Genomic DNA, 18,183 nt, shown 5'->3' with positions numbered 1-18,183 from the left:
TCTTGCCGTTTAGGCTACATCGTGCTGGTAGACGTTGATAGTCTGCGCTGCAGTGTCTTTGTACAGGACATAGACCGTGGATCCAACTACCTCAATCTCAGGGTTAGTTCCTGAGGTGGTGACGTTCTCACCCAGTTGCGTCCACGTGTTGAGGTCGCTCAACGATGCGGAGTAGACGGCAAGGGTGCCGTTGCTTTCGGTGACGATGAACGCTTTGTCTGCTGAGATAGCCAAGGACGCCAGCGACGGCTTGGCCGGTACGCCGGTGAGGTCTGCGGTTGACTGCACTTGGTCGGTGGAGGAGAGCTGGCGCAGTTGCAGGGTGCCTGATGCGTCCAGGAGTAATTCGTAGGAACTAGAGCCTACGCTAATGAGGGACATGGTCTTCATTGCCCCGCTATCGATGGTGGACGCATTCCAGCTACTACCTTGCAAAGTGTAGACCTTGTGGTTGCCGCCGAAGATATCGCTGACCGCCAGCTGCACGGTACCGTTGACGTTGGCGAGCGCAAAATTGCTGAGGTATTGACCGCTGACTGTCCCGCCTACCTGAGTGAAGTTACCGCCGGTTGAGGAATAGACCTTAGCTTGTGATCCATTACCGGTGGCACCTGCTACATAGAGTGTGCCGTTTGAGGACCCGAAGTACACGGGTGTGTTGCCGAGTCCTGACAGAGTAGAAACGTTGCTCCACGTACCGCCTTCGAACTTTTTGATCTCAAGTGAGCCGGTGCCATAATTGGGCGCGGTAGCGTAAAGGGTGTCGCCTAGATAAGCCAGCTGTACGTCACCAAAGTCTCCTGAGAATGGCGACGCCGCGCCAGTCCACGCATCACCGGTTGATGTCTCAACATTCGTGGTAAATCGTCCGCTACCACCGGTTGCTGAGCTACGAGCGATGGAAGAAGAGGAGGCCGCCAATGATCCCGACGCGTTCACTGCACTTTGCGACCCGGCACCGACCGGCGTCCAGATGCTCACAGAAGCAGTGTCGGCCTGAGAAATCTCAAGAGTAATAGAATCAGCTGTCTCTGAGACAACTTTCACCACGATGCCGGTATTGCGTCCCTGCGCACCCACAATAGCGTTGGTAGTATTCGCCAAGTTGGCTGAGCCGTAATCGGTGACGCGGTCGGGGCTGAGTACAGCGGTTGACGGCACTAGCCCGCTGGTGGCGGTCTCAGAATCCTGACGGAAAACGTAGATGTAATCGTGAACCTGACCGTCTAGTGAAACGTTAGATTTGCCGTCATGGGTATTGTTGACGGCGTCGTTCACGCGGTAAATGATTGCACCAGAATCAGGGAGGTGAGCATCAATATTCCCCTGATATTTTGGGGTCTGCTGACGGTACTCAATGACAAAAGATTCGCTGTCGTTAAACGGTGAAGCAATGCGAATTGCCTGGTCACCGTCTGCGCTGTACGGCTTGTGCAGGGTGATCTGCTGAGATTGCGCGGATGCGATATCCACGGTGGGAATGGTGACCCAGCCAAGATCCTCACGCTCCTGCGCAAGAGGCCATGCGCGGTTAGCCTGTCCCATAATGGACCAAATGCCGACCGGTACGCCGCCTTGCGTATTGCCGACCTCGCCACCGCGGTAAAGGTCCCAGATACCTATCGTATGCAGGTACCCGTGCTTAATAGTGTCATTGGAAGAACCAATGGTGAAACCGCCAGAGCTCATCTGCGTCGCCGGCAGAATCAGGTGGTGGTCAACGTCCAAACCATTGATAGTCACCCCGGTGGTGCCAGTGGCACGGTGAGGGACCAAGAAAGAACCGGAGTTGTACCCGTTTTTGCCTCCGGGCAACTGGACAAGAATTGAGAGATTATCAATCAGGCCATCGTTGTTGAGGTCCCAGTGAGTGGTGTCGGGGTTGCGCTCGCGCATGGCAAGCATGGTGTCACGTACGAGCGTGAAATCTGAGCTATCGGGGTAATCGGCAAGAGAATACGGCAGGGTGATGTACTCGATGGTTGTTGCGGTTTCGTCCGGATCCTGTACGTAAGAGGTCACAATTGGCCACTGGCCGTTAGAAACAGTGTCGATGTAGGTGCTCAGCGGCATGGAGTTGGTTGACACATAAGGGAAGCCGGTGGGTGCAAATTCTTGTTTGAGCGATTCCCAATAGGTGTTCTTGTCGTTGAGCATCGGCTGGTTGAGACCTGTTGCCCCATCGCCGGTGGTGTCATCAGCAAATCGGACGACAACTACACGACGTTGGCGTTGCCTTCAAGCTGTTGAGGTTCTTCCTCAATCGATGCGGCGTATGCCGGCACGGGGGAGGTCGTGTAGATAACAGGGAGGCTCCAAGCTGTGCCCGCCACAATGGTTCGGCGGGAAATCTTGGAACTCAAAACAGGGGATTTTGGGGAAGATTTTGAGTCATGCGCACCATTATAAACAGTACGCTTGGTATCTCAAGAGGTCTAGCGAGGGCAAAGGGCACTGATTCTTGACCGTGTACGGCGAAAACAATTAGTGCCCCTTGGCCTTGTGAATAGGTTTAGAAGGCACCCGCCGTCACCAGACGATTCATCGCGGTTACATACTCAACGGTCATAGCCTCGGGATTTTGCGCTGCGCGGTCTGCAATGATTTCCAGAATGAGCTCGCGACGCTGAGCCAAAAACTGCGATTCAGCCTGCGCCAAAGCGCGCTTAAGTTCTTCTGCGCTCAGGCTGGTGCAGTAGGCGGGGGAGCCAGGCTGCTGACGCCACGCATCCGCGCTCGTGCCGCCGTCCTCGAAGAACGCGGGCTCGGCGCACCAGCCTTCACGCAACAGCCCAAGAAACCAGCCTTTATAAGCTCACTGCCTGGCTAGAATCTCTTGCTAACTGGTTCACTACTTATGAGGGACTCACTGACCCCATGCGTCGTGCTGTAGAAGAAGCCCAGTCTCCGCTGGGCATGAAGTGCTACGACGTGATCGCTCAACTCGATGACCTACTGCAAGAAGCGAAAGCAGAAGGTGCCATCAAAGACGGGGTCACCGGCCGCGATCTCTACCTGGCAACCCTCGGCTTAGCCTGGGTGGCGCAGCACTCAGAGGATCCCAAGCGTCTTTATGAACTACTTGCACGCGGATGGATGGCTTAGAGAGCGAGCACCCTCAATAAAAACAAGAGGTACTCATCGGTCGCTGTTGTCAATACACATCTGATTGACCTCGCGATAATGAGTACCTCTTTCGCATATCCGCCCAAGAAGCCTAGCTCTCAAACTGGCTGTTATACAGATCAGCGTAGAAACCGCCTGCACGCAGTAGTTCGGTGTGCGTTCCAGTTTCTACAATATCGCCGTCTTTCATAACAAATATGATGTCAGCGTCCTTGATAGTTGAAAGACGATGCGCAATCACAAACGATGTACGCCCCGACGCCAGCTCGCCTAGAGCTTGCTGAATCAACAGCTCGGTGCGGGTGTCCACAGACGAGGTTGCCTCGTCTAAAATCAACAGCGGGCGATCTGCCAGCATCGCACGTGCAATAGTTAAGAGCTGTTTCTGGCCAGCCGAAATTGCCGATGAGTCTGAAAGCACGGAACCATAACCGTTAGGTAGCTGTGAAATCAGCTCATCCAAACCAACGAGTTCCACCACGCGCTCAATTTCTGCTTGAGAAACATCAGGATGCGCGTAGGCAAGATTCTCACGCACAGTACCCTCGAACAGCCAGGTATCCTGTAGAACCATGGCGAACTGCCGCTCGACATCCTCACGCGGAATCGAAGCGATGTCAACACCATCAATAAGAATTGACCCGCTGTTGACCTCATAAAAACGCATGAGCAAATTAACGAGGGTGGTTTTACCTGCGCCAGTGGGACCCACGATGGCAACCTTAGAACCGGCAGGAACATGTGCCGAGAAATCGTGAATAATCTCTTTGCCCGGCTCATACCCAAAAGCAACGTTGCGGAACTCAACCTCACCGCGCACAACCTGCTGTGCCAGCGGGGCCACATCTGTCTCATCCTTCATACGAGTCTCACCCATCAATTCGAAGACGCGAGTGCCCGCCGCTGCCGCTGACTGGAAACTCGTTGATGCCTGAGCAATCTGACCCAGCGGGTTCGTAAAGATGCGCACATACATAATGAACGCAACAACAACACCGATGGTGATATCGCCACCGACCACCAGCATCGCACCGACCACGCACACCACAACATAGCCTAGGTTGCCAATAAAGTTCATGAGAGGGAACATCAGCCCCGACAGAAACTGAGCTTTCCACGCGCTAGCGTAGAGAGCCTCATTGCGCTCGCTGAACTCAGTATTCACAGTGCCCTGAGCGTTGAAAGCGCGAATAACGGTGTGCCCGTTCAATGACTCTTCGATATGACCGTTGAGCGCGCCGAGGTTCTGTTGCTGGGCAACGAAGTACTTCTGGCTTCGCGCCATAATAAGGCCGGAACCCACGATGCCCAATAGAGATGAGAGTATTGCGGCAAGAGCGAGTTGCCAGCTGGTTACAAACATCATGACTGCCGCACCAACCAGAGTTACCAGGCCAGTGGCCATCGAAGCAATGGAATTACTGAGGGTTTGCTGCAGGGTATCAACGTCGTTGGTGACGCGCGAGAGCGTGTTGCCTGTGGTGTTGGTATCAAAATACGACAGCGGTAAGGTGTCGATGGTTTTATCTAGGTCGCTCCGTAAAGACCGTGACACCCACGCTGTGGAGCGGGCCATGAGCACACCTTCGATAGCGCTGCACAAGAATGAGATTGCGATCAGAATCCCTGCGGTCAAAGTTAGCGACCGCACCCTATCGAAGTTAATGCCGGTCATAAATCCGGCTTGGATTTCATCGGTAATTTTTGCCAAGAAATCCGGCATGATGACGGTGAGGATCACGCCACCGATGGCAAAAATCAAGCCGGTGATCATCATTGGAAGAACGGGACGCGCGTAGGCAAGTAGGCGGCGAAGTACCGGTCCTACGGCGATCTTGGCGCCGCCGGCGACTCCGTGAGGGGGCCCGCCGCGGTGGCCGCGTCCTTTGCCAGATTGTGCGGCAGCGTGAATAAGAGATTCTTGCCGTGCCTGCTCACTATGGGCAAGACCTGTACGGGCAGATTCGATCGTAGCATCGTGAGTGAGTGTGGTGCTCATGCCAGTTCCTCCTCTGAAAGCTGTGAGCGGGCAATCTCTTGGTAAACGGGGTTAGAGGCTAGCAACTCGCGGTGAGTTCCAAATCCTACTGCGCGGCCTTTATCGAGAACCAAGATTTTGTCAGCGTTTTTGACGGTGCCGATTCGTTGAGCCACGATAACGAGTGTTGTGTCGGCGCCAGCATCATGCAGATGCGAGCGCACTAGCGAGTCGGTTTTGTAGTCGAGCGCCGAGAAAGAATCATCAAAAATCATAAGGGGCGCCTGGTATGCGACGGCTCGTGCGATGGACAGTCGTTGCTTCTGACCACCGGAGAAGTTTGAGCCACCGGATGCGACCGGGGCAGCATAGGCTTTGTCGGCGCGTTCGATGAATTCTGCTGCTTCGGCTGTCTTAGATGCGCTGACAACCAGCTGTGGGGCGTTGTCGTGTTCAGCGTGTGAAAAGGCGATAGTGGAGGCCACCGTGCCTGAGAAGAGCGTAGATTTTTGCGGGACATAAGCGATGCCGTTGCGAAGTTCGCTTTGAGTCATGTGCCGAACGTCTGTGCCGTTGATCTTCACTGAGCCTTTACGCACATCCGAGAATCGCGGAATCAGACTAATCAGGGATGACTTACCTGAACCGGTGGAGCCAATAATTGCAAGTGTTTCACCGCGATGGACGGTGAACGAGATACCGTGCAGCGCATCGTTATCAGCACCGGGGTATCTGAAACTGACGTTATCGAACTCGATGGCAGGGGTTTGGGTAGCTGAAGAGGGCGCTGTAGCTGAACCTGTTGGCAGGACGCTCGAGGATGCGGGCACCTGCGATGCGTCAGCGTCCGCAATATCGGGCTCGGTACCTAAAACTTCGCGGACGCGCGTGTAGGAGACCCAAGCGCGCGGGGCGAAGATGAATACTGCTGCGAGCATCATGAAGGCTGAAACTACCTGCAGGGCGTAGGAGCTAAATGCAACCATCTGACCGAAGAGGGTAACTTTGTCGCCCGGGGAGCCGGCGTCGTTAATCAGATGCGCGCCCACTCCATAGATAGCCAGCGACAGGGCGTTCATGATGACGGTCAGCATGGGCATGAGGAAGGCGAAACCGGTGTTGACAAACAAGGTGGTGTTGCGCAGATCCGCGTTGACGTCTTCAAAGCGATTGCGGTGAAAACTTTGCGACGTGTAAGCGCGAATCACGCGAAGACCACTGATGTGTTCGCGGGTGACGCGGTTGAGCCCGTCCGTAATTTTTTGCATGCGCACCATGCGCGGCATAACCAGTGCAATCACAACCGCAAGCGTGATAATTGTGGCGACAACAGCGATGGCTGTGGGGACAGTCCAAGCCATTGATTGCGTGGCGATTTTTGAGGACGCCCAAATCGCCATGATCGGTGATTTGATGAGCATCTGAAAACCCATCACCACGAACATCTGAATCTGCATGACATCGTTAGTGGAGCGGGTAATCAAAGAATCAGTGCCGATATTATTCACCTGGGCGCTGGAGAGCTCAAAAGTTTTTGAAAAGACTTTCTGGCGTAGATTTTTTGCCAGTGATGTTCCCACAATGGCGGTGCAAAAGCCAGTGATAACTGCCAGCACGAGTGATCCCAGAGCAGCGCTGAGCATCAGCGCGCCATCGCCGGTGAGGTCTGACGCTACTGTGCCGGGGGTAGCTACTCGCATCGTGATTCTTTGCATATAGTCGGGAACCTTCAGGTCTAAAAAGACCTGCCCCACAATGGACACTAGGGCAAGAGCTACCAGCATCCACTCCCTCTTATGCAGGTAAGAAGAATTTTGCATAAATGCAATTATCTACCTCTGCATGCAAAAACGGAGCCGGCGGCGCATCATTTTCTCTAAGAGTGATGCACAACCGACTCCGCCCAAAGAGCCGTTATGAAAACGTGGTTTACGGATTATTCAGATCAGAAGCAGCAAAGGTGTCGCACTTTTGCATATCGCCCGAGTTGTAACCCGCCATGTACCATGCCACGCGCTGGGCGCTGGTGCCGTGAGTATAGGTTGATGAATCGGTGTGCCCCTGTGAGGTCATCTGGATGTGGTCATCACCAATCTTGTCAGCGGCGTCAATGACGCGGTTGAGCTCATCCTCAGTCATGGGCTTAACTTGCACTGGAGAGTTAGAATCTTCCTGAGCATTACGAGCCCACAAACCTGCATAGCAGTCAGCCTGAAGTTCAACGCGCACAGCACCTGAATCCGCTCCCTGAGGATCGTACTGTGAGTACTTCAGATTACCCAGCTGGTTCTGAATGTGGTGACCGTACTCATGCGCAAGAACATATTGTTCCGCGCTCTGACCACCCTGGGCGCCGAGCTGAGTCTGCATGAGGTCAAAGAACGTGGTCTTTACATAAGCAGTTTTATCAACGGGGCAGTAGAAAGGACCGGTTAATTCAGATGCATTGCCGCATCCGGTTGAAACAGTACTACCTTGAAATAGATCAAGCGCCGGCGCTGAGTACTGAATCCCCGTGTTCTCAATCAGATAATCCTGCCAGAATGCATCCAGCGAGTTCTTAGTACCCACCATGTTGCAATCAGAGTTGGAGTTCGCATCTGCACCAGTCTGACATTCTTGAGCCAGCTGGTCTTCTGCCACACCATCAACCTGTTCGTAGCTGTAACCGCCACCGTTCATCTGATTGACAGCGTTAATGCCGTCCTGGCCAAAGAGAAGCCCTGCAACGAGCATGATGAGGACGCCACCAATGCCGCCGCCAACTGCTACGCCGCGTCCGCCGCCGCCGGAACGTCGGATACCTGAAGTATCAAGTCTTGAATCGTCTGTGAATGCCATGAAATCAGCATACTTGGTGCAGGTTGTGAAAGCGGTGTTAACTCAGTGGTAATGACGGTAAATGTCACAAAAATTTGCCCGGGGCTTTGCGTCCTTTAGTTCTTGTGTTCAGATGCTGGCGGTGAGACTTCTGTATCCATGAGGCCTCGGGCCGCGAGCGCTTCACCGGTTTCATGGGCGTATGCCACTGTAGAGATAATGAGCGGGGTAAAGGTACGATGCGGTGCCACTTTGACCCCGCGCGAGATGAGCGCATGCGAAATCATGGTGTGCTCATTCATAATGACGGGGATTGAACGAACCATCACCGCGATTGCCATAGCGATGCGTTCGGGTTTGACACCGAAAATTTTCAGCGGGGCACAAAGTCTCACAAACCCATCAATGATGCGCGGTAACGGGGTGGTAGTCAGCAGAACTTTGGAAAACGCCACCATGGACATCAGAGTAAGCAGTACATCAGCTCCCTGGGCGATGCTGCCGAACAAGACATAATAGGCTGCCAAAATAATAACCAGCCATTTGAGGCCAAAAAGTGTCTGCAACCACTGCTTGGGCGTAATGCCGCCGATGAGACCTACTAGGATCATCGCACTCAGCGCTACACCACCTATTACCCAGCTCTTAGAGGCAACGAGGGCAAAGCTAATAAGGATCAGCGCAATACCCTTATACCACAGCGGCGCGCGATGAATAAGAGTATCGCGATGCGAGTACGTGCCAAAGAGATCAACGCCCGTCATGCGACGCCTTGGTCAGAAGCAAGCGGTGACTGCGTCGGAAACTCTCTCGCGCACCAGTTCTCGTACTGCGCGATGACACTACGCGAGGCACCCTCAGCGTAGACTCGGCCGTTATGAATGACTACCGCGCGCTCGCATCGCGCTGCCAAATCAAGATCGTGAGTACTGATAATCAGCTGTTGCGGCAGTGTCTCAAGCAGGGCATACAGGCGAAGCTTATTGCGAAGATCCAAGAGGGTGGTCGGCTCATCGAGCAATAAAATTTCAGGTTCTACCGCAAGCACAGAGGTCAAGGCAACCAGTTGCTGCTCGCCACCAGAAAGGTCATAAATACTGTGCTCAGCACGATGCCCCACCCCGCGGGTGCTCAACAGTTCAAGAGCTGTAGCTCGGCGCCTCTCTCGGCTTAACCCTGTACGCTGAAGAGAAAGCTCCACATCCTCAACAGCGGTAGGCATAATCAGCTGCGTCAGCGGGTTAGAAAAGAGCAACCCCACATGAGAACGAACACGGGCGGTGTGCTCTTGAACCTCAAGACCGCCAACCTGTACCGAGCCAGATCGGATTGTGTTGATTCCGTTGACCAATTTAAGGAGCGACGATTTACCGCTGCCGTTCAGCCCCAAAATAGCGGTGGACCTTGCGAAAAAGTCAACGGTCACATCACGCAAGATATCCACCTGCCCATCGGGGGTGGGGTAGCTCAGATTCACCGCGCGCAAGCTCACACCCGCATCCTTAACAAAAGAGCCGGACACGGGAGAGTCACTAGCACCACGCAAGAAAAACTTCATGACCCTAGCTTAGAGACAGACGCGGGAAAGCGCGGTGCACAGCAACGGCCACCAGCGAAGCGATAACACCCTTAATCAGGTCACCCGGCAGATAAATAGCAGCTGCACCCACGGCAGCACCGAATGAAAGATGAGCGTTGAGCATCATACCGACAATACCGCAACCAGTAATAATGATCAGACCTACACAGGTCGCAAGGAACATGCCCACCACAGCTGAAAACCCGACGCGACGCTTACGGACAACCGAGTAAGCGACTAAACCAGTGCACAGTGCAGCCGGAATGTAACCCAACAAATACCCGGCAGACGGGCCAGCAAGAACACCAACACCGGCACCACCGCGAGCAAAAATCGGCAAACCCAACAGGCCCACCACAAGGTATAACAAAACAGCTAAAGGCGCACGCCTAGCACCAAGAACCAGCGCCACAATATAAACCGCTAAATTCTGCAAGGTAATAGGAACACCCAGCGGCCCCACCGGAATAGCAGGAAGCAACGCCATGGCTGCAATCAAAGCGGCAAAAACCGCCACCAACGCAATATCAACACCGATGTTGCCAGAAGAAGCACGAGAAATCGAAGAATGAGTCGTCATGAGCAACACTATAAACAGAATTGAACGCTGTTCAAAATCAGCGCCAATACCCCCCGCCCAATGCCTCTCACCACACCACCCCCAAACCAACCCAACGACCCTTAGTGTCTTGCGATTCACCCTCACACCTCACCGCACACCCTGCATAAGAACCCGCCCGACCGCTAAACTAGTAAGTTGGCGCTCCTCGCACAACCCGCGCTCGCCACCATCACACCCTACGAATAAGGAACATCATCAGTGATTACTGTCAACAACCTTGAACTACGCGCAGGCGCCCGCCTGCTCATGGACGAGGTCAATTTTCGTATTGATAAAGGCGATAAAATTGGTCTAGTGGGGCGAAACGGTGCGGGTAAAACCACCATGACTAAGGTGCTTGCTGGCCAAACCCTTCCCGCTGACGGTAACGTCACCCGTTCGGGAAAAATCGGCTACCTTCCGCAGGATCCTAAAGTTGAAGACATGACCCAGCTGGCCAAAGACCGCATTTTTTCTGCCCGCGGCCTGGACGGTGTTGCTCGCAAAATGCGCCAAGCGCAAGAAATGATGGCGAGCGAAGATATCAAAGAGCACGAAAAAGGTATGCGCCGCTATGACCGTCTTGAGGCTGAGTTTATCGCCGGGGGTGGGTACGCTGCGGAGTCGGAGGCCGCAACCATTACGCATAACTTGGACCTTCCCGAGCGCATCCTCAACCAGCCACTGTCAACGCTTTCCGGTGGTCAGCGTCGACGCGTAGAGCTCGCTCGCATCCTGTTTTCAGATGCCGATATAATGCTGCTTGATGAGCCCACCAACCACTTGGATGCTGATTCTGTCATGTGGTTGCGTGACTTCCTCAAGAACTTCCAGGGCGGTCTACTGGTTATTAGCCACGATGTCGAGCTGATGGAACTCGTTGTCAATAAGGTTTTTTACCTGGATGCTAACCGTGCGGTTATTGATATTTACAACATGGGGTGGAAGAACTACCTGACCCAACGTGAGCAGGATGCTGCGCGTCGCAAACGCGAGCGCGCTAATGCCGAGAAAAAGGCTGATGCTCTTATGGCTCAGGCTGAGAAAATGCGTGCAAAGGCTACGAAAGCAGCTGCTGCTCAGCAGATGATTAAGCGCGCTGAAAAGCTGATGCGTGGTCTTGAAGAGGAGCGTCAGGTCGATAAGGTTGCAGCTATTCGCTTTCCTGATCCAGCGCCCTGCGGTAAGACCCCGTTGACTGCCCAGGAGCTGTCGAAGTCCTACGGCTCACTCGAAATTTTCACGGATGTCGATCTTGCTATTGACCGTGGCTCGCGCGTGGTTGTGCTGGGTCTCAACGGTGCCGGTAAGACCACTTTGTTGCGGATGCTCGCTAAGACTACTCAGCCCGATACCGGCGAGGTTACTTATGGTCACGGTGCAAAGGTTGGTTACTTCGCGCAGGAACACGAAATTCTTGATCACGATCGCACTGTTTTTGAGAACATGAAGTCAGCTGCCCCTGATCTTGACGATACCCGTGTGCGCACTATTTTGGGTTCGTTCTTGTTCTCCGGGGATGATGTTGATAAGCCTGCCGGTGTGCTCTCCGGTGGCGAGAAAACTCGTTTATCGCTGGCTACCTTGGTGGCGTCTTCGGCGAATGTTCTGTTGCTGGATGAGCCCACTAACAACCTTGACCCGGCCTCTCGAGAAGAAATTCTCAATGCGCTAGCGAGCTATAAGGGCGCTATTGTGATGGTTTCTCACGATGAGGGTGCTGTTGAGGCTTTGAGTCCTGAGCGTGTGCTTCTGTTGCCTGATGCTGTAGAGGATCTGTGGAGCAAGGACTATCAGGATCTTATTACTTTGGCCTAGCGTATAGGCAGAAGGCGGTTATCGCGGATGCGGTAATCGCCTTTTTCGTGCCATTTTTGGTTTATGTGGGAAGCAACAAACAGGCAGATTGCGTCTCAAATTATGACGTTATGTCAGTCACTAAAATGTGGGAATCGGGTTGATAAATCAACAAAACCCACATTTTGGGCTTGTGTGGGTTTCAAAATACCCTTGAAATGTGGTTTTTCAAGGATTTACTATTTTTACATAGCAAGAAATCCTCACGTTGAGGAACTTGCGAAAGATGTTAGAAAAAAACGTACACCACGCAAGATGTGGTTACGGCAAACCCATCAAGGGAGATTCACAAAGACGTTGAGTCACCCGTGAAAGGATGTAAGACAAATGGTAGTAGGCGAGCACTCAATGTACCCCGCAATCACCTCAGAAGATGCTGAGGTTGATGTTTTCTGGCCCGAGGCTGAAGACAACTAATTCTTTGCACGTTGGGGAACGTGCTGATATACGTGAAAAGCTCCGGGGTGAGACTGCTAGCCAGTCTCGCCCGGAGCTTTTTGATGTGTAGGTATAAATCCTAATGCCACAGGTTTGATAGCCATTGGCTGGGGAATGTGTGGATCACGGCAAAATAGGCGAGCGCAAACCACAGGATGTAGACGGTGACTGCGGAGGTGAGAATGTTTTCCCTCGCTGATCCTGCATCGCCAAGTACGGGCAGTGAGAAGTAGCCGCTTTTGCGCCAGATTTTAGTTCCAACCGGGGGCTTGATGGTGATAGGCCAAAGGATGTTAACGCCGCGGGTGGTCATCATGTCGCCGATAATGTGCATGACGCATCCGCAGAATATTGCCCAGGGTACTAGTGAGAGGCTGTCTGTTTGCCAGGCGAGGTAGCCCAGGCCAATGGCGCCTAGCCAGCCACCTGGTGCTTTGAAGACGCGTAGCGCAAGTCCGCCGGCAAAAGCTGTAAGCGCAAGGGAGACCCAGGGGATCCCATTGTGTGTCAAGGTCTGAGAGAAGTAGGCAAGAGCCCAAAAAGCTAAAACTCCGAGGATGGAGTGAGTACCTTTCCGGTGCCCGCCGCTGAGGGTGGCTATCAAAGCGGTGATGATATTAGAGAAAGGCGGGATGGAATGTGCAATGGTGCCTTTGCGATGGTCGGCGTCGGGGAACATTCCTGCCCCTGCGCAGGCAAGAGTGGTGACCACAAGCGTCCCGGTATCTTGGTGAGGGGTGATGCCCAGCTCGGTTAGGGCTAGCCACGCGCCGGCCGCAGTAACAGAGTGCGAATAACCCATCATAAGATGCTGTGCCCCTTAAGAAGTAAATAATGTAGTCAGGGCATAAAAATAGCACAATTAGAACATATGTTCTAATTGTGCTATTTCGGTTGTACCCAGCACATAACCTGCGGTTCAGGTGCTACTGACCGAGGGAGTCTAAGAGGGCATCTTCTTCTTCCTCATCGGTTCTAAACTTTTTCTTCTTTTGAGGTTTCGGACGCATGATTGACTTCAGGTGAGAGGGCATGTCGTCAACCATCTGCATTTTGCGAATGATGATTTCCTCATCTTCCTCGCCAATGTAGTTGCCGTTCTCGTCGTAAAACTGCTGGTAGTACTGATCAAGTTCTGCGGCGAGCTGAGCGTCCAATTCATCGTTGCGAACTTTCTGGCGGGCTGACCACCCGTACACCACGTAAATCAGCACAGCGAAGGAGTACCACTGCATGGAATACGACAGGTTAGGGCCGTTATCTTGCTCCGGTTCGTCCTTTTCAATAGGAGTATTGGGTACTTCGGGATCTTCGCTTACTAGAAGTCCATAGGCTGCCTCACCCACGGGGATCCCCGTCATCTCTGATAATTCGGGTAAGTCGATGGATGCAATCTGCCCGGCCGGTGCATCGCGGCCGGTGTCTTGTTCGCCGTTGTGGTAGCGCGCAACAACGGTGGTGTGTCCTGAGGGAGGCGCCCCGATTTCAGTTGCGGTGGAGGACGCATCGCCAAAGCCAGCGGGAACCCAACCGCGGGAGATAAGAATATTATCGCCCTCATCGGTTGTAAAAGGAACAAGCACTTCGAAACCGTTGTTACCGTTATAGGGGCGGTTGCGAGCTAGGATCTGCTGATCAGGGTGGTATTCACCTGACAGTTTTACCGGCTGCCACTGAAGCTCGCCGTCGAAATTTGAGAAGATTCCCCGATGCTCTGTGTAATCAATGGGATCAGCGTGAAAGTTTTGCGCAATCAGTTGGTTGCGGTGGTCAACAGCTTCTTTGCGTCCCATCTGCCACCCTGCTAGTTGCACGCAGATGATCGAGAAAACTACGCACAATAAGAATGCGCCAATCCATTTTCCGGTGAGAAGAAAGCGGTAGCGATGCACAAAGATACCTTTGGTCTATGAGTTGGGTGGCGGATGCGAGGGAGGTCGTCACTCGCGGCGCTTTTATTCTATGCTTCTCGAGTTATTCTACGCTTCTTGGGTGAAGGGCTGGGTGTCTTTGAGGAAGTCTCGTGAGCGCAGAAAGTCTTCGAGGTAGGTGCGGTGCTCGTTGCAGGCGAGCCAGATTTTGCGACGTTCTGGTGTGTGGATTTTGGGGTTATTCCACAGTACCTGCCAGGTAGCATCGGCTGTGCACCCTTTACGGGAGCACATAGGGGCGGGTGTCTTATCGGGTTGAGATGTATTGAGCGCGTCGAAGATATTCATGAGGCGTCCTTGAGTGTTGTGGGGGAGTCTGTGACTACTTCACCGTCGATGATGACCGGCTCGTCCGGGTTGCTATTGCGGTGAGCATCAGGGTGTGTATCTTGAGTAGCTGATTCGCCCGAGCTGTCTTGAGCTTGCTTTTCGTGAGCATTGGAGGTGAGCGCTAGTTGCTGCTCTTCGGTGAGGTAGGCCATGAAATCATTGGACTGCTGCCTGTCGTTACCGTTAGCAACAACGACAGCTACCCACGGTAGGATGCCGGCTAGGGCTACGAAGACCCACCGTAGCCAACCGTCGACAAAGACTGCTGCAATAATGCAGACGATGCGCAAGAACATGCGAAAAGCGTATTCGCGAGCGCGTTTATCCACTGAATTCGAGTGTTTTTCGCTGGCGTCTGTAATTGAATATACGTCGCGAGCGTCAGTGGGGCCGTAGCCGGCTTCGGCTAAATCTTCGGCTGTCCACACTTTACGAGATGACATGGTTTCTCACTCCTCACCGCCTTCAACATTAGCGTATGAGGTTCAGTGAGACGAGTTGTCAGAATTAGCCTGACCGGCGGGTCTAAGTCTGACGCGATTATTTGAAAATTTTCAGGAAAAATTCTAAATTTTAGCCCGCTAGCATACGCGCCCACAGCGTAAGATTGCTAATGAAATAAGAGACACGACAACGTCAGGAACCTGTTTAATGACTTCTCCCAAGACTGTTTTGGTCACCGGTGGCAACCGCGGCATTGGTTACGCTATTGCAACTGAATTCAAGAATGCTGGTCACAATGTTTGCATTACCTACCGTTCGGGTGAGCCACCGGCAGAGTTCTTCTCGGTTAAAGCTGACGTTACCGATACCGCGTCCATCGATGCTGCGTTCAAAGAGATTGAAGCTGAATTTGGTCCTGTAGAGGTTTTGGTTGCTAATGCGGGTATCACCAAAGACACCTTGCTCATGCGCATGAGTGAAGAAGATTTCACCTCCGTTATCGACACCAACTTGACCGGCGCTTTCCGCGTGGTTAAACGAGCTACTAAGGGTATGCTCAAGCTCAAGCGCGGACGCGTCATCCTGATTTCATCGGTTGTTGGTTTGTATGGCGGCATGGGTCAGGTTAACTACTCATCCTCTAAGGCTGCTCTGGTTGGTATGGCTCGTTCCATTACCCGTGAGTTGGGCTCACGTAACATCACCGCAAACGTGATCGCTCCCGGTTTTATTCAAACCGAGATGACCGATGTTCTGCCTCAGGAAACCAAGAAGCAGTACGTAAATTCGATCCCTGCTAAGCGTTTTGCGCAGCCCGAAGAAGTGGCGCAGGTTGTCCGCTGGATTGCCTCCGATGAAGCGTCCTACATTTCAGGTGCTGTTATTCCGGTTGACGGCGGCCTCGGTATGGGCCACTAAGCTGAGCCCCGCTAGCACCACATTTTTTACGAAAGAAGAGATAGAGACTAATGACTGAGCTTTCAGGCAAAACCATCATCATTACCGGTTCATCGCGCGGTGTAGGCGCTGATACCGCACAGATTCTGGCTGAATCAGGCGCGAACATCATCGTGAACTACCGTTCAAAGGCGCCTCGCGCTAACAAGGTTGTTGCTGCTATTGAAGAGGCAGGTGGCAAGGCAACTGCTGTGGGGGGCGATGTAACCAACCCCGAGGATGTTCAGAACCTCATCAGCACCGCTATCGATACTTACGGTTCGCTGGACTACCTGATTCTTAACGCATCGGGCGGCATGGAGACCAATATGGGTGAAGATTATGCGATGCGTTTGAACCGCGACGCGCAGCTGAACTTTGCGCGTGCTGCAGCTGAGCGCATGAGCGAGGGCGGACGCATCGTCTTCGTCACCAGCCACCAGGCTCACTTCATCCACGACGTTGAAACCATGCCCGAATACAAGCCGGTTGCAGAGTCAAAGAAAGCTGGCGAAGAAGCTTTGCTGGCTGAGATTCCTGCACTGAAAGAAAAGGGCATCTCACTCGTTGTTGTTTCAGCCGATATGATTGAAGGCACCGTTACCGCAACCCTGCTCAACCGTCTACGCCCTGGTGCTTTGGACGAACGACGCGAGGCAGCAGGCAAGCTGTACACCGTCAACGAGTTCGCGCACGAAGTTGCCAAGATGGTCACTGCCGATGTTGAAACCGGCCACATTGAGCTGATCGGTGGTGCTAAGGGCTTCATCGACTAAACGTTCTCAACCGAGTTTGAGACTCTATAAAAATCTCCGCCTCTAATATTTAGAGGCGGAGATTTTTGCATCCTGAGATCCTAGTCAACCAGTTTGTATTGTTGGGCGCCGGCAGGGGAGAGCAACAAATCCTCATCAAGTTGTACCGGCCAGATTTCAAGTTCTACCGGCCAGAATTCAACGGTGCAGGTGGGATACTTTTCGCAGATAGCATCTGCTAGCAGAAGCGCAGCTACTCGTGCGCTTTTATGGCATTAAGAACGGAGCAGAGCCTATCAATGGCCCTACCCCGCTCTTTTGCTACTCAAGTATTTTGTTACAGCCCCACAAAGTGGCGGATCGCGTCCAGGCGAGCGGTTTCGATGCGAGCATCCGCTACCTCAGCCAGAGCGCTCTTAGAGTTATAACCGATACCCAGTCCCGCTGCTTCGACCATGAGGATGTCATTAGCACCATCACCCACAGCGATAACATGGGCATTCTTCACGCCTTCTTCCTTCGCCCACTCATGCAAAGCGTGACACTTAGCATCGCCGTCGATAATATCGCCCAACAATTCACCGGTAACTACACCGTCAATAACTTCAAGGACGTTCGCGCGAGCATGAGATAATTCAAGCTTCTGCGCTACAGGACGAAGCAACTGCACAAAGCCTCCCGACACCGCGGCAACTGCGTGCCCAGCATCCAAGAAAGTTTTCACTAAGAGGGTAGCGCCGGGATTAAGAGTGATACCAGCGGCGACCTCATCAAGGGTCGACTCAGACAAGCCCTCCAAAACACCAACACGTGTACGCAACGAATGCTCAAACTCAATCTCACCGAGCATCGCCTGCTCCGTCACCGAAGCAACCTGCTCACCGCGCCCCGCACGCGCCGCCAACTCATCAATAACCTCTTGCTGAATCAGCGTCGAATCAACATCCAACACCAAAAGCTTCTTATCGTCCTCACTGAGCTTAGGATCAACAACGTTCACCTCATAACCCGCAAGCAGAACATCCTCACGAACCGCTACAGCAGAACGCAAATCAGCAATCGAACCCTTCTTGTACTTACCCTCGGCAACATAGGCAAAATACTCAGGACCATCAACCTCACCCGGCGCATGAGACTCAGCCGAAGCCAACATAATCGCCGACTCAATCTCAAGACCCTCAATAGAGGTCAACCCAGCGTACAGCTCCTCCTCAGAAGCCCGCGAAAGAGCATTATCAATACTTACAGCAACAATTTTTACACTCGTCATGACCCCATCTTACGGTGCGCTACCTCACCACGCCCACAAATGTTCACTCTATGACAATCACAACGCGCAACAAACACCGCACAAAGAGGAAGGCCCCCACAAAAAGCACTACACTTGC

Annotated in this window: 18 protein-coding genes; 4 read left to right on the top strand and 14 right to left on the bottom strand. The window is 53.1% G+C overall.

Annotated features, from left to right (window positions below; all coding sequences use genetic code 11):
* Positions 1 to 9 precede the first annotated feature (9 nt).
* The 3 genes from HF984_RS01820 to HF984_RS01810 form a co-directional block, all read right to left on the bottom strand.
* Positions 10 to 2,157, bottom strand: coding sequence for a metallopeptidase domain-containing protein (locus tag HF984_RS01820; protein WP_168613978.1), 2,148 nt, complete (start codon positions 2,155 to 2,157; stop codon positions 10 to 12).
* A gap of 59 nt (positions 2,158 to 2,216) precedes the next feature.
* Positions 2,217 to 2,363: a hypothetical protein gene (locus tag HF984_RS01815; protein WP_168613977.1), complete on the bottom strand. Its 147-nt coding sequence runs from the start codon at positions 2,361 to 2,363 to the stop codon at positions 2,217 to 2,219.
* A 149-nt stretch (positions 2,364 to 2,512) separates the two neighbouring features.
* Positions 2,513 to 2,788: a hypothetical protein gene (locus HF984_RS01810; RefSeq protein ID WP_168613976.1), complete on the bottom strand. Its 276-nt coding sequence runs from the start codon at positions 2,786 to 2,788 to the stop codon at positions 2,513 to 2,515.
* Between HF984_RS01810 and HF984_RS11800 the strand changes: the two genes are divergently transcribed.
* Positions 2,677 to 3,105 (top strand): SbtR family transcriptional regulator, encoded by a 429-nt coding sequence (locus HF984_RS11800; RefSeq protein WP_343947519.1) that lies wholly within the window; start codon positions 2,677 to 2,679, stop codon positions 3,103 to 3,105. The genes HF984_RS01810 and HF984_RS11800 overlap by 112 nt on opposite strands.
* A gap of 112 nt (positions 3,106 to 3,217) precedes the next feature.
* Here HF984_RS11800 and HF984_RS01800 read toward each other — a convergent pair whose 3' ends face one another.
* From HF984_RS01800 to HF984_RS01775, 6 genes are all read right to left on the bottom strand, one after another.
* Positions 3,218 to 5,125 (bottom strand): ABC transporter ATP-binding protein, encoded by a 1,908-nt coding sequence (locus tag HF984_RS01800; protein WP_168613974.1) that lies wholly within the window; start codon positions 5,123 to 5,125, stop codon positions 3,218 to 3,220.
* Complete coding sequence (locus HF984_RS01795; RefSeq protein WP_168613973.1) at positions 5,122 to 6,924, bottom strand: ABC transporter ATP-binding protein; 1,803 nt, start codon at positions 6,922 to 6,924, stop codon at positions 5,122 to 5,124. The genes HF984_RS01800 and HF984_RS01795 overlap by 4 nt, the downstream gene beginning before the upstream one ends.
* Positions 6,925 to 7,033: 109 nt before the next feature.
* Complete coding sequence (gene ypfJ / locus HF984_RS01790; protein ID WP_168613972.1) at positions 7,034 to 7,945, bottom strand: KPN_02809 family neutral zinc metallopeptidase; 912 nt, start codon at positions 7,943 to 7,945, stop codon at positions 7,034 to 7,036.
* A 95-nt stretch (positions 7,946 to 8,040) separates the two neighbouring features.
* Entirely contained in the window at positions 8,041 to 8,688 is a 648-nt protein-coding gene (locus tag HF984_RS01785) for an energy-coupling factor transporter transmembrane component T family protein (protein ID WP_168613971.1), read from the bottom strand.
* A complete protein-coding gene (locus tag HF984_RS01780) occupies positions 8,685 to 9,416 on the bottom strand; it encodes an energy-coupling factor ABC transporter ATP-binding protein (RefSeq protein ID WP_343947485.1) in 732 nt (243 codons plus the stop codon). The genes HF984_RS01785 and HF984_RS01780 overlap by 4 nt, the downstream gene beginning before the upstream one ends.
* A 70-nt stretch (positions 9,417 to 9,486) precedes the next feature.
* Positions 9,487 to 10,083, bottom strand: a complete 597-nt coding sequence (locus tag HF984_RS01775; protein ID WP_168613969.1) for a biotin transporter BioY — start codon at positions 10,081 to 10,083, stop codon at positions 9,487 to 9,489.
* Positions 10,084 to 10,323: 240 nt separating this feature from the next.
* Between HF984_RS01775 and abc-f the strand changes: the two genes are divergently transcribed.
* Complete coding sequence (gene abc-f / locus HF984_RS01770; RefSeq protein ID WP_168613968.1) at positions 10,324 to 11,922, top strand: ribosomal protection-like ABC-F family protein; 1,599 nt, start codon at positions 10,324 to 10,326, stop codon at positions 11,920 to 11,922.
* 556 nt (positions 11,923 to 12,478) lie between these two features.
* On the opposite strand, the gene HF984_RS01765 is transcribed toward abc-f, so the two are convergent.
* The 4 genes from HF984_RS01765 to HF984_RS01750 form a co-directional block, all read right to left on the bottom strand.
* Positions 12,479 to 13,204, bottom strand: a complete 726-nt coding sequence (locus HF984_RS01765; RefSeq protein ID WP_168613967.1) for a metal-dependent hydrolase — start codon at positions 13,202 to 13,204, stop codon at positions 12,479 to 12,481.
* Positions 13,205 to 13,325: 121 nt separating this feature from the next.
* Positions 13,326 to 14,291 carry an SURF1 family cytochrome oxidase biogenesis protein gene (locus HF984_RS01760; protein WP_168613966.1) on the bottom strand — a complete coding sequence of 322 codons (966 nt, stop codon included), beginning with the start codon at positions 14,289 to 14,291 and terminating at the stop codon, positions 13,326 to 13,328.
* 87 nt (positions 14,292 to 14,378) lie between these two features.
* Positions 14,379 to 14,618, bottom strand: a complete 240-nt coding sequence (locus tag HF984_RS01755; RefSeq protein WP_168613965.1) for an acetone carboxylase — start codon at positions 14,616 to 14,618, stop codon at positions 14,379 to 14,381.
* Positions 14,615 to 15,103, bottom strand: a complete 489-nt coding sequence (locus tag HF984_RS01750; RefSeq protein WP_168613964.1) for a DUF3099 domain-containing protein — start codon at positions 15,101 to 15,103, stop codon at positions 14,615 to 14,617. Before HF984_RS01750 ends, HF984_RS01755 begins: the two co-directional genes overlap by 4 nt.
* A gap of 208 nt (positions 15,104 to 15,311) precedes the next feature.
* Here HF984_RS01750 and HF984_RS01745 point away from each other — a divergent pair, with 208 nt between their 5' ends.
* Entirely contained in the window at positions 15,312 to 16,022 is a 711-nt protein-coding gene (locus tag HF984_RS01745) for a beta-ketoacyl-ACP reductase (protein ID WP_168613963.1), read from the top strand.
* 50 nt (positions 16,023 to 16,072) lie between these two features.
* Positions 16,073 to 16,816, top strand: coding sequence for an SDR family oxidoreductase (locus tag HF984_RS01740; RefSeq protein WP_168613962.1), 744 nt, complete (start codon positions 16,073 to 16,075; stop codon positions 16,814 to 16,816).
* Positions 16,817 to 17,132: 316 nt separating this feature from the next.
* Here HF984_RS01740 and serB read toward each other — a convergent pair whose 3' ends face one another.
* Positions 17,133 to 18,065: a phosphoserine phosphatase SerB gene (gene serB, locus HF984_RS01735; protein WP_168613961.1), complete on the bottom strand. Its 933-nt coding sequence runs from the start codon at positions 18,063 to 18,065 to the stop codon at positions 17,133 to 17,135.
* Positions 18,066 to 18,183: the final 118 nt, after the last annotated feature.

Source organism: Rothia terrae, assembly GCF_012396615.1.
Lineage (GTDB): Bacteria > Actinomycetota > Actinomycetes > Actinomycetales > Micrococcaceae > Rothia > Rothia terrae.
This window is presented reverse-complemented; position numbering and strand designations above follow the sequence as displayed.

What these genes read in the sequence shown, in the direction of transcription:
- HF984_RS01820 (WP_168613978.1), bottom strand. Translation starts at nt 2,157, where the DNA reads ATGCTCAACGACAAGAACACCTATTGGGAATCGCTCAAACAAGAATTT.
- HF984_RS01800 (WP_168613974.1), bottom strand. Translation starts at nt 5,125, where the DNA reads ATGAGCACCACACTCACTCACGATGCTACGATCGAATCTGCCCGTACA.
- HF984_RS01795 (WP_168613973.1), bottom strand. Translation starts at nt 6,924, where the DNA reads ATGCAAAATTCTTCTTACCTGCATAAGAGGGAGTGGATGCTGGTAGCT.
- ypfJ (WP_168613972.1), bottom strand. Translation starts at nt 7,945, where the DNA reads ATGGCATTCACAGACGATTCAAGACTTGATACTTCAGGTATCCGACGT.
- HF984_RS01785 (WP_168613971.1), bottom strand. Translation starts at nt 8,688, where the DNA reads ATGACGGGCGTTGATCTCTTTGGCACGTACTCGCATCGCGATACTCTT.
- HF984_RS01775 (WP_168613969.1), bottom strand. Translation starts at nt 10,083, where the DNA reads ATGACGACTCATTCTTCGATTTCTCGTGCTTCTTCTGGCAACATCGGT.
- HF984_RS01765 (WP_168613967.1), bottom strand. Translation starts at nt 13,204, where the DNA reads ATGATGGGTTATTCGCACTCTGTTACTGCGGCCGGCGCGTGGCTAGCC.
- HF984_RS01755 (WP_168613965.1), bottom strand. Translation starts at nt 14,618, where the DNA reads ATGAATATCTTCGACGCGCTCAATACATCTCAACCCGATAAGACACCC.
- HF984_RS01750 (WP_168613964.1), bottom strand. Translation starts at nt 15,103, where the DNA reads ATGTCATCTCGTAAAGTGTGGACAGCCGAAGATTTAGCCGAAGCCGGC.
- HF984_RS01745 (WP_168613963.1), top strand. Translation starts at nt 15,312, where the DNA reads ATGACTTCTCCCAAGACTGTTTTGGTCACCGGTGGCAACCGCGGCATT.
- HF984_RS01740 (WP_168613962.1), top strand. Translation starts at nt 16,073, where the DNA reads ATGACTGAGCTTTCAGGCAAAACCATCATCATTACCGGTTCATCGCGC.
- serB (WP_168613961.1), bottom strand. Translation starts at nt 18,065, where the DNA reads ATGACGAGTGTAAAAATTGTTGCTGTAAGTATTGATAATGCTCTTTCG.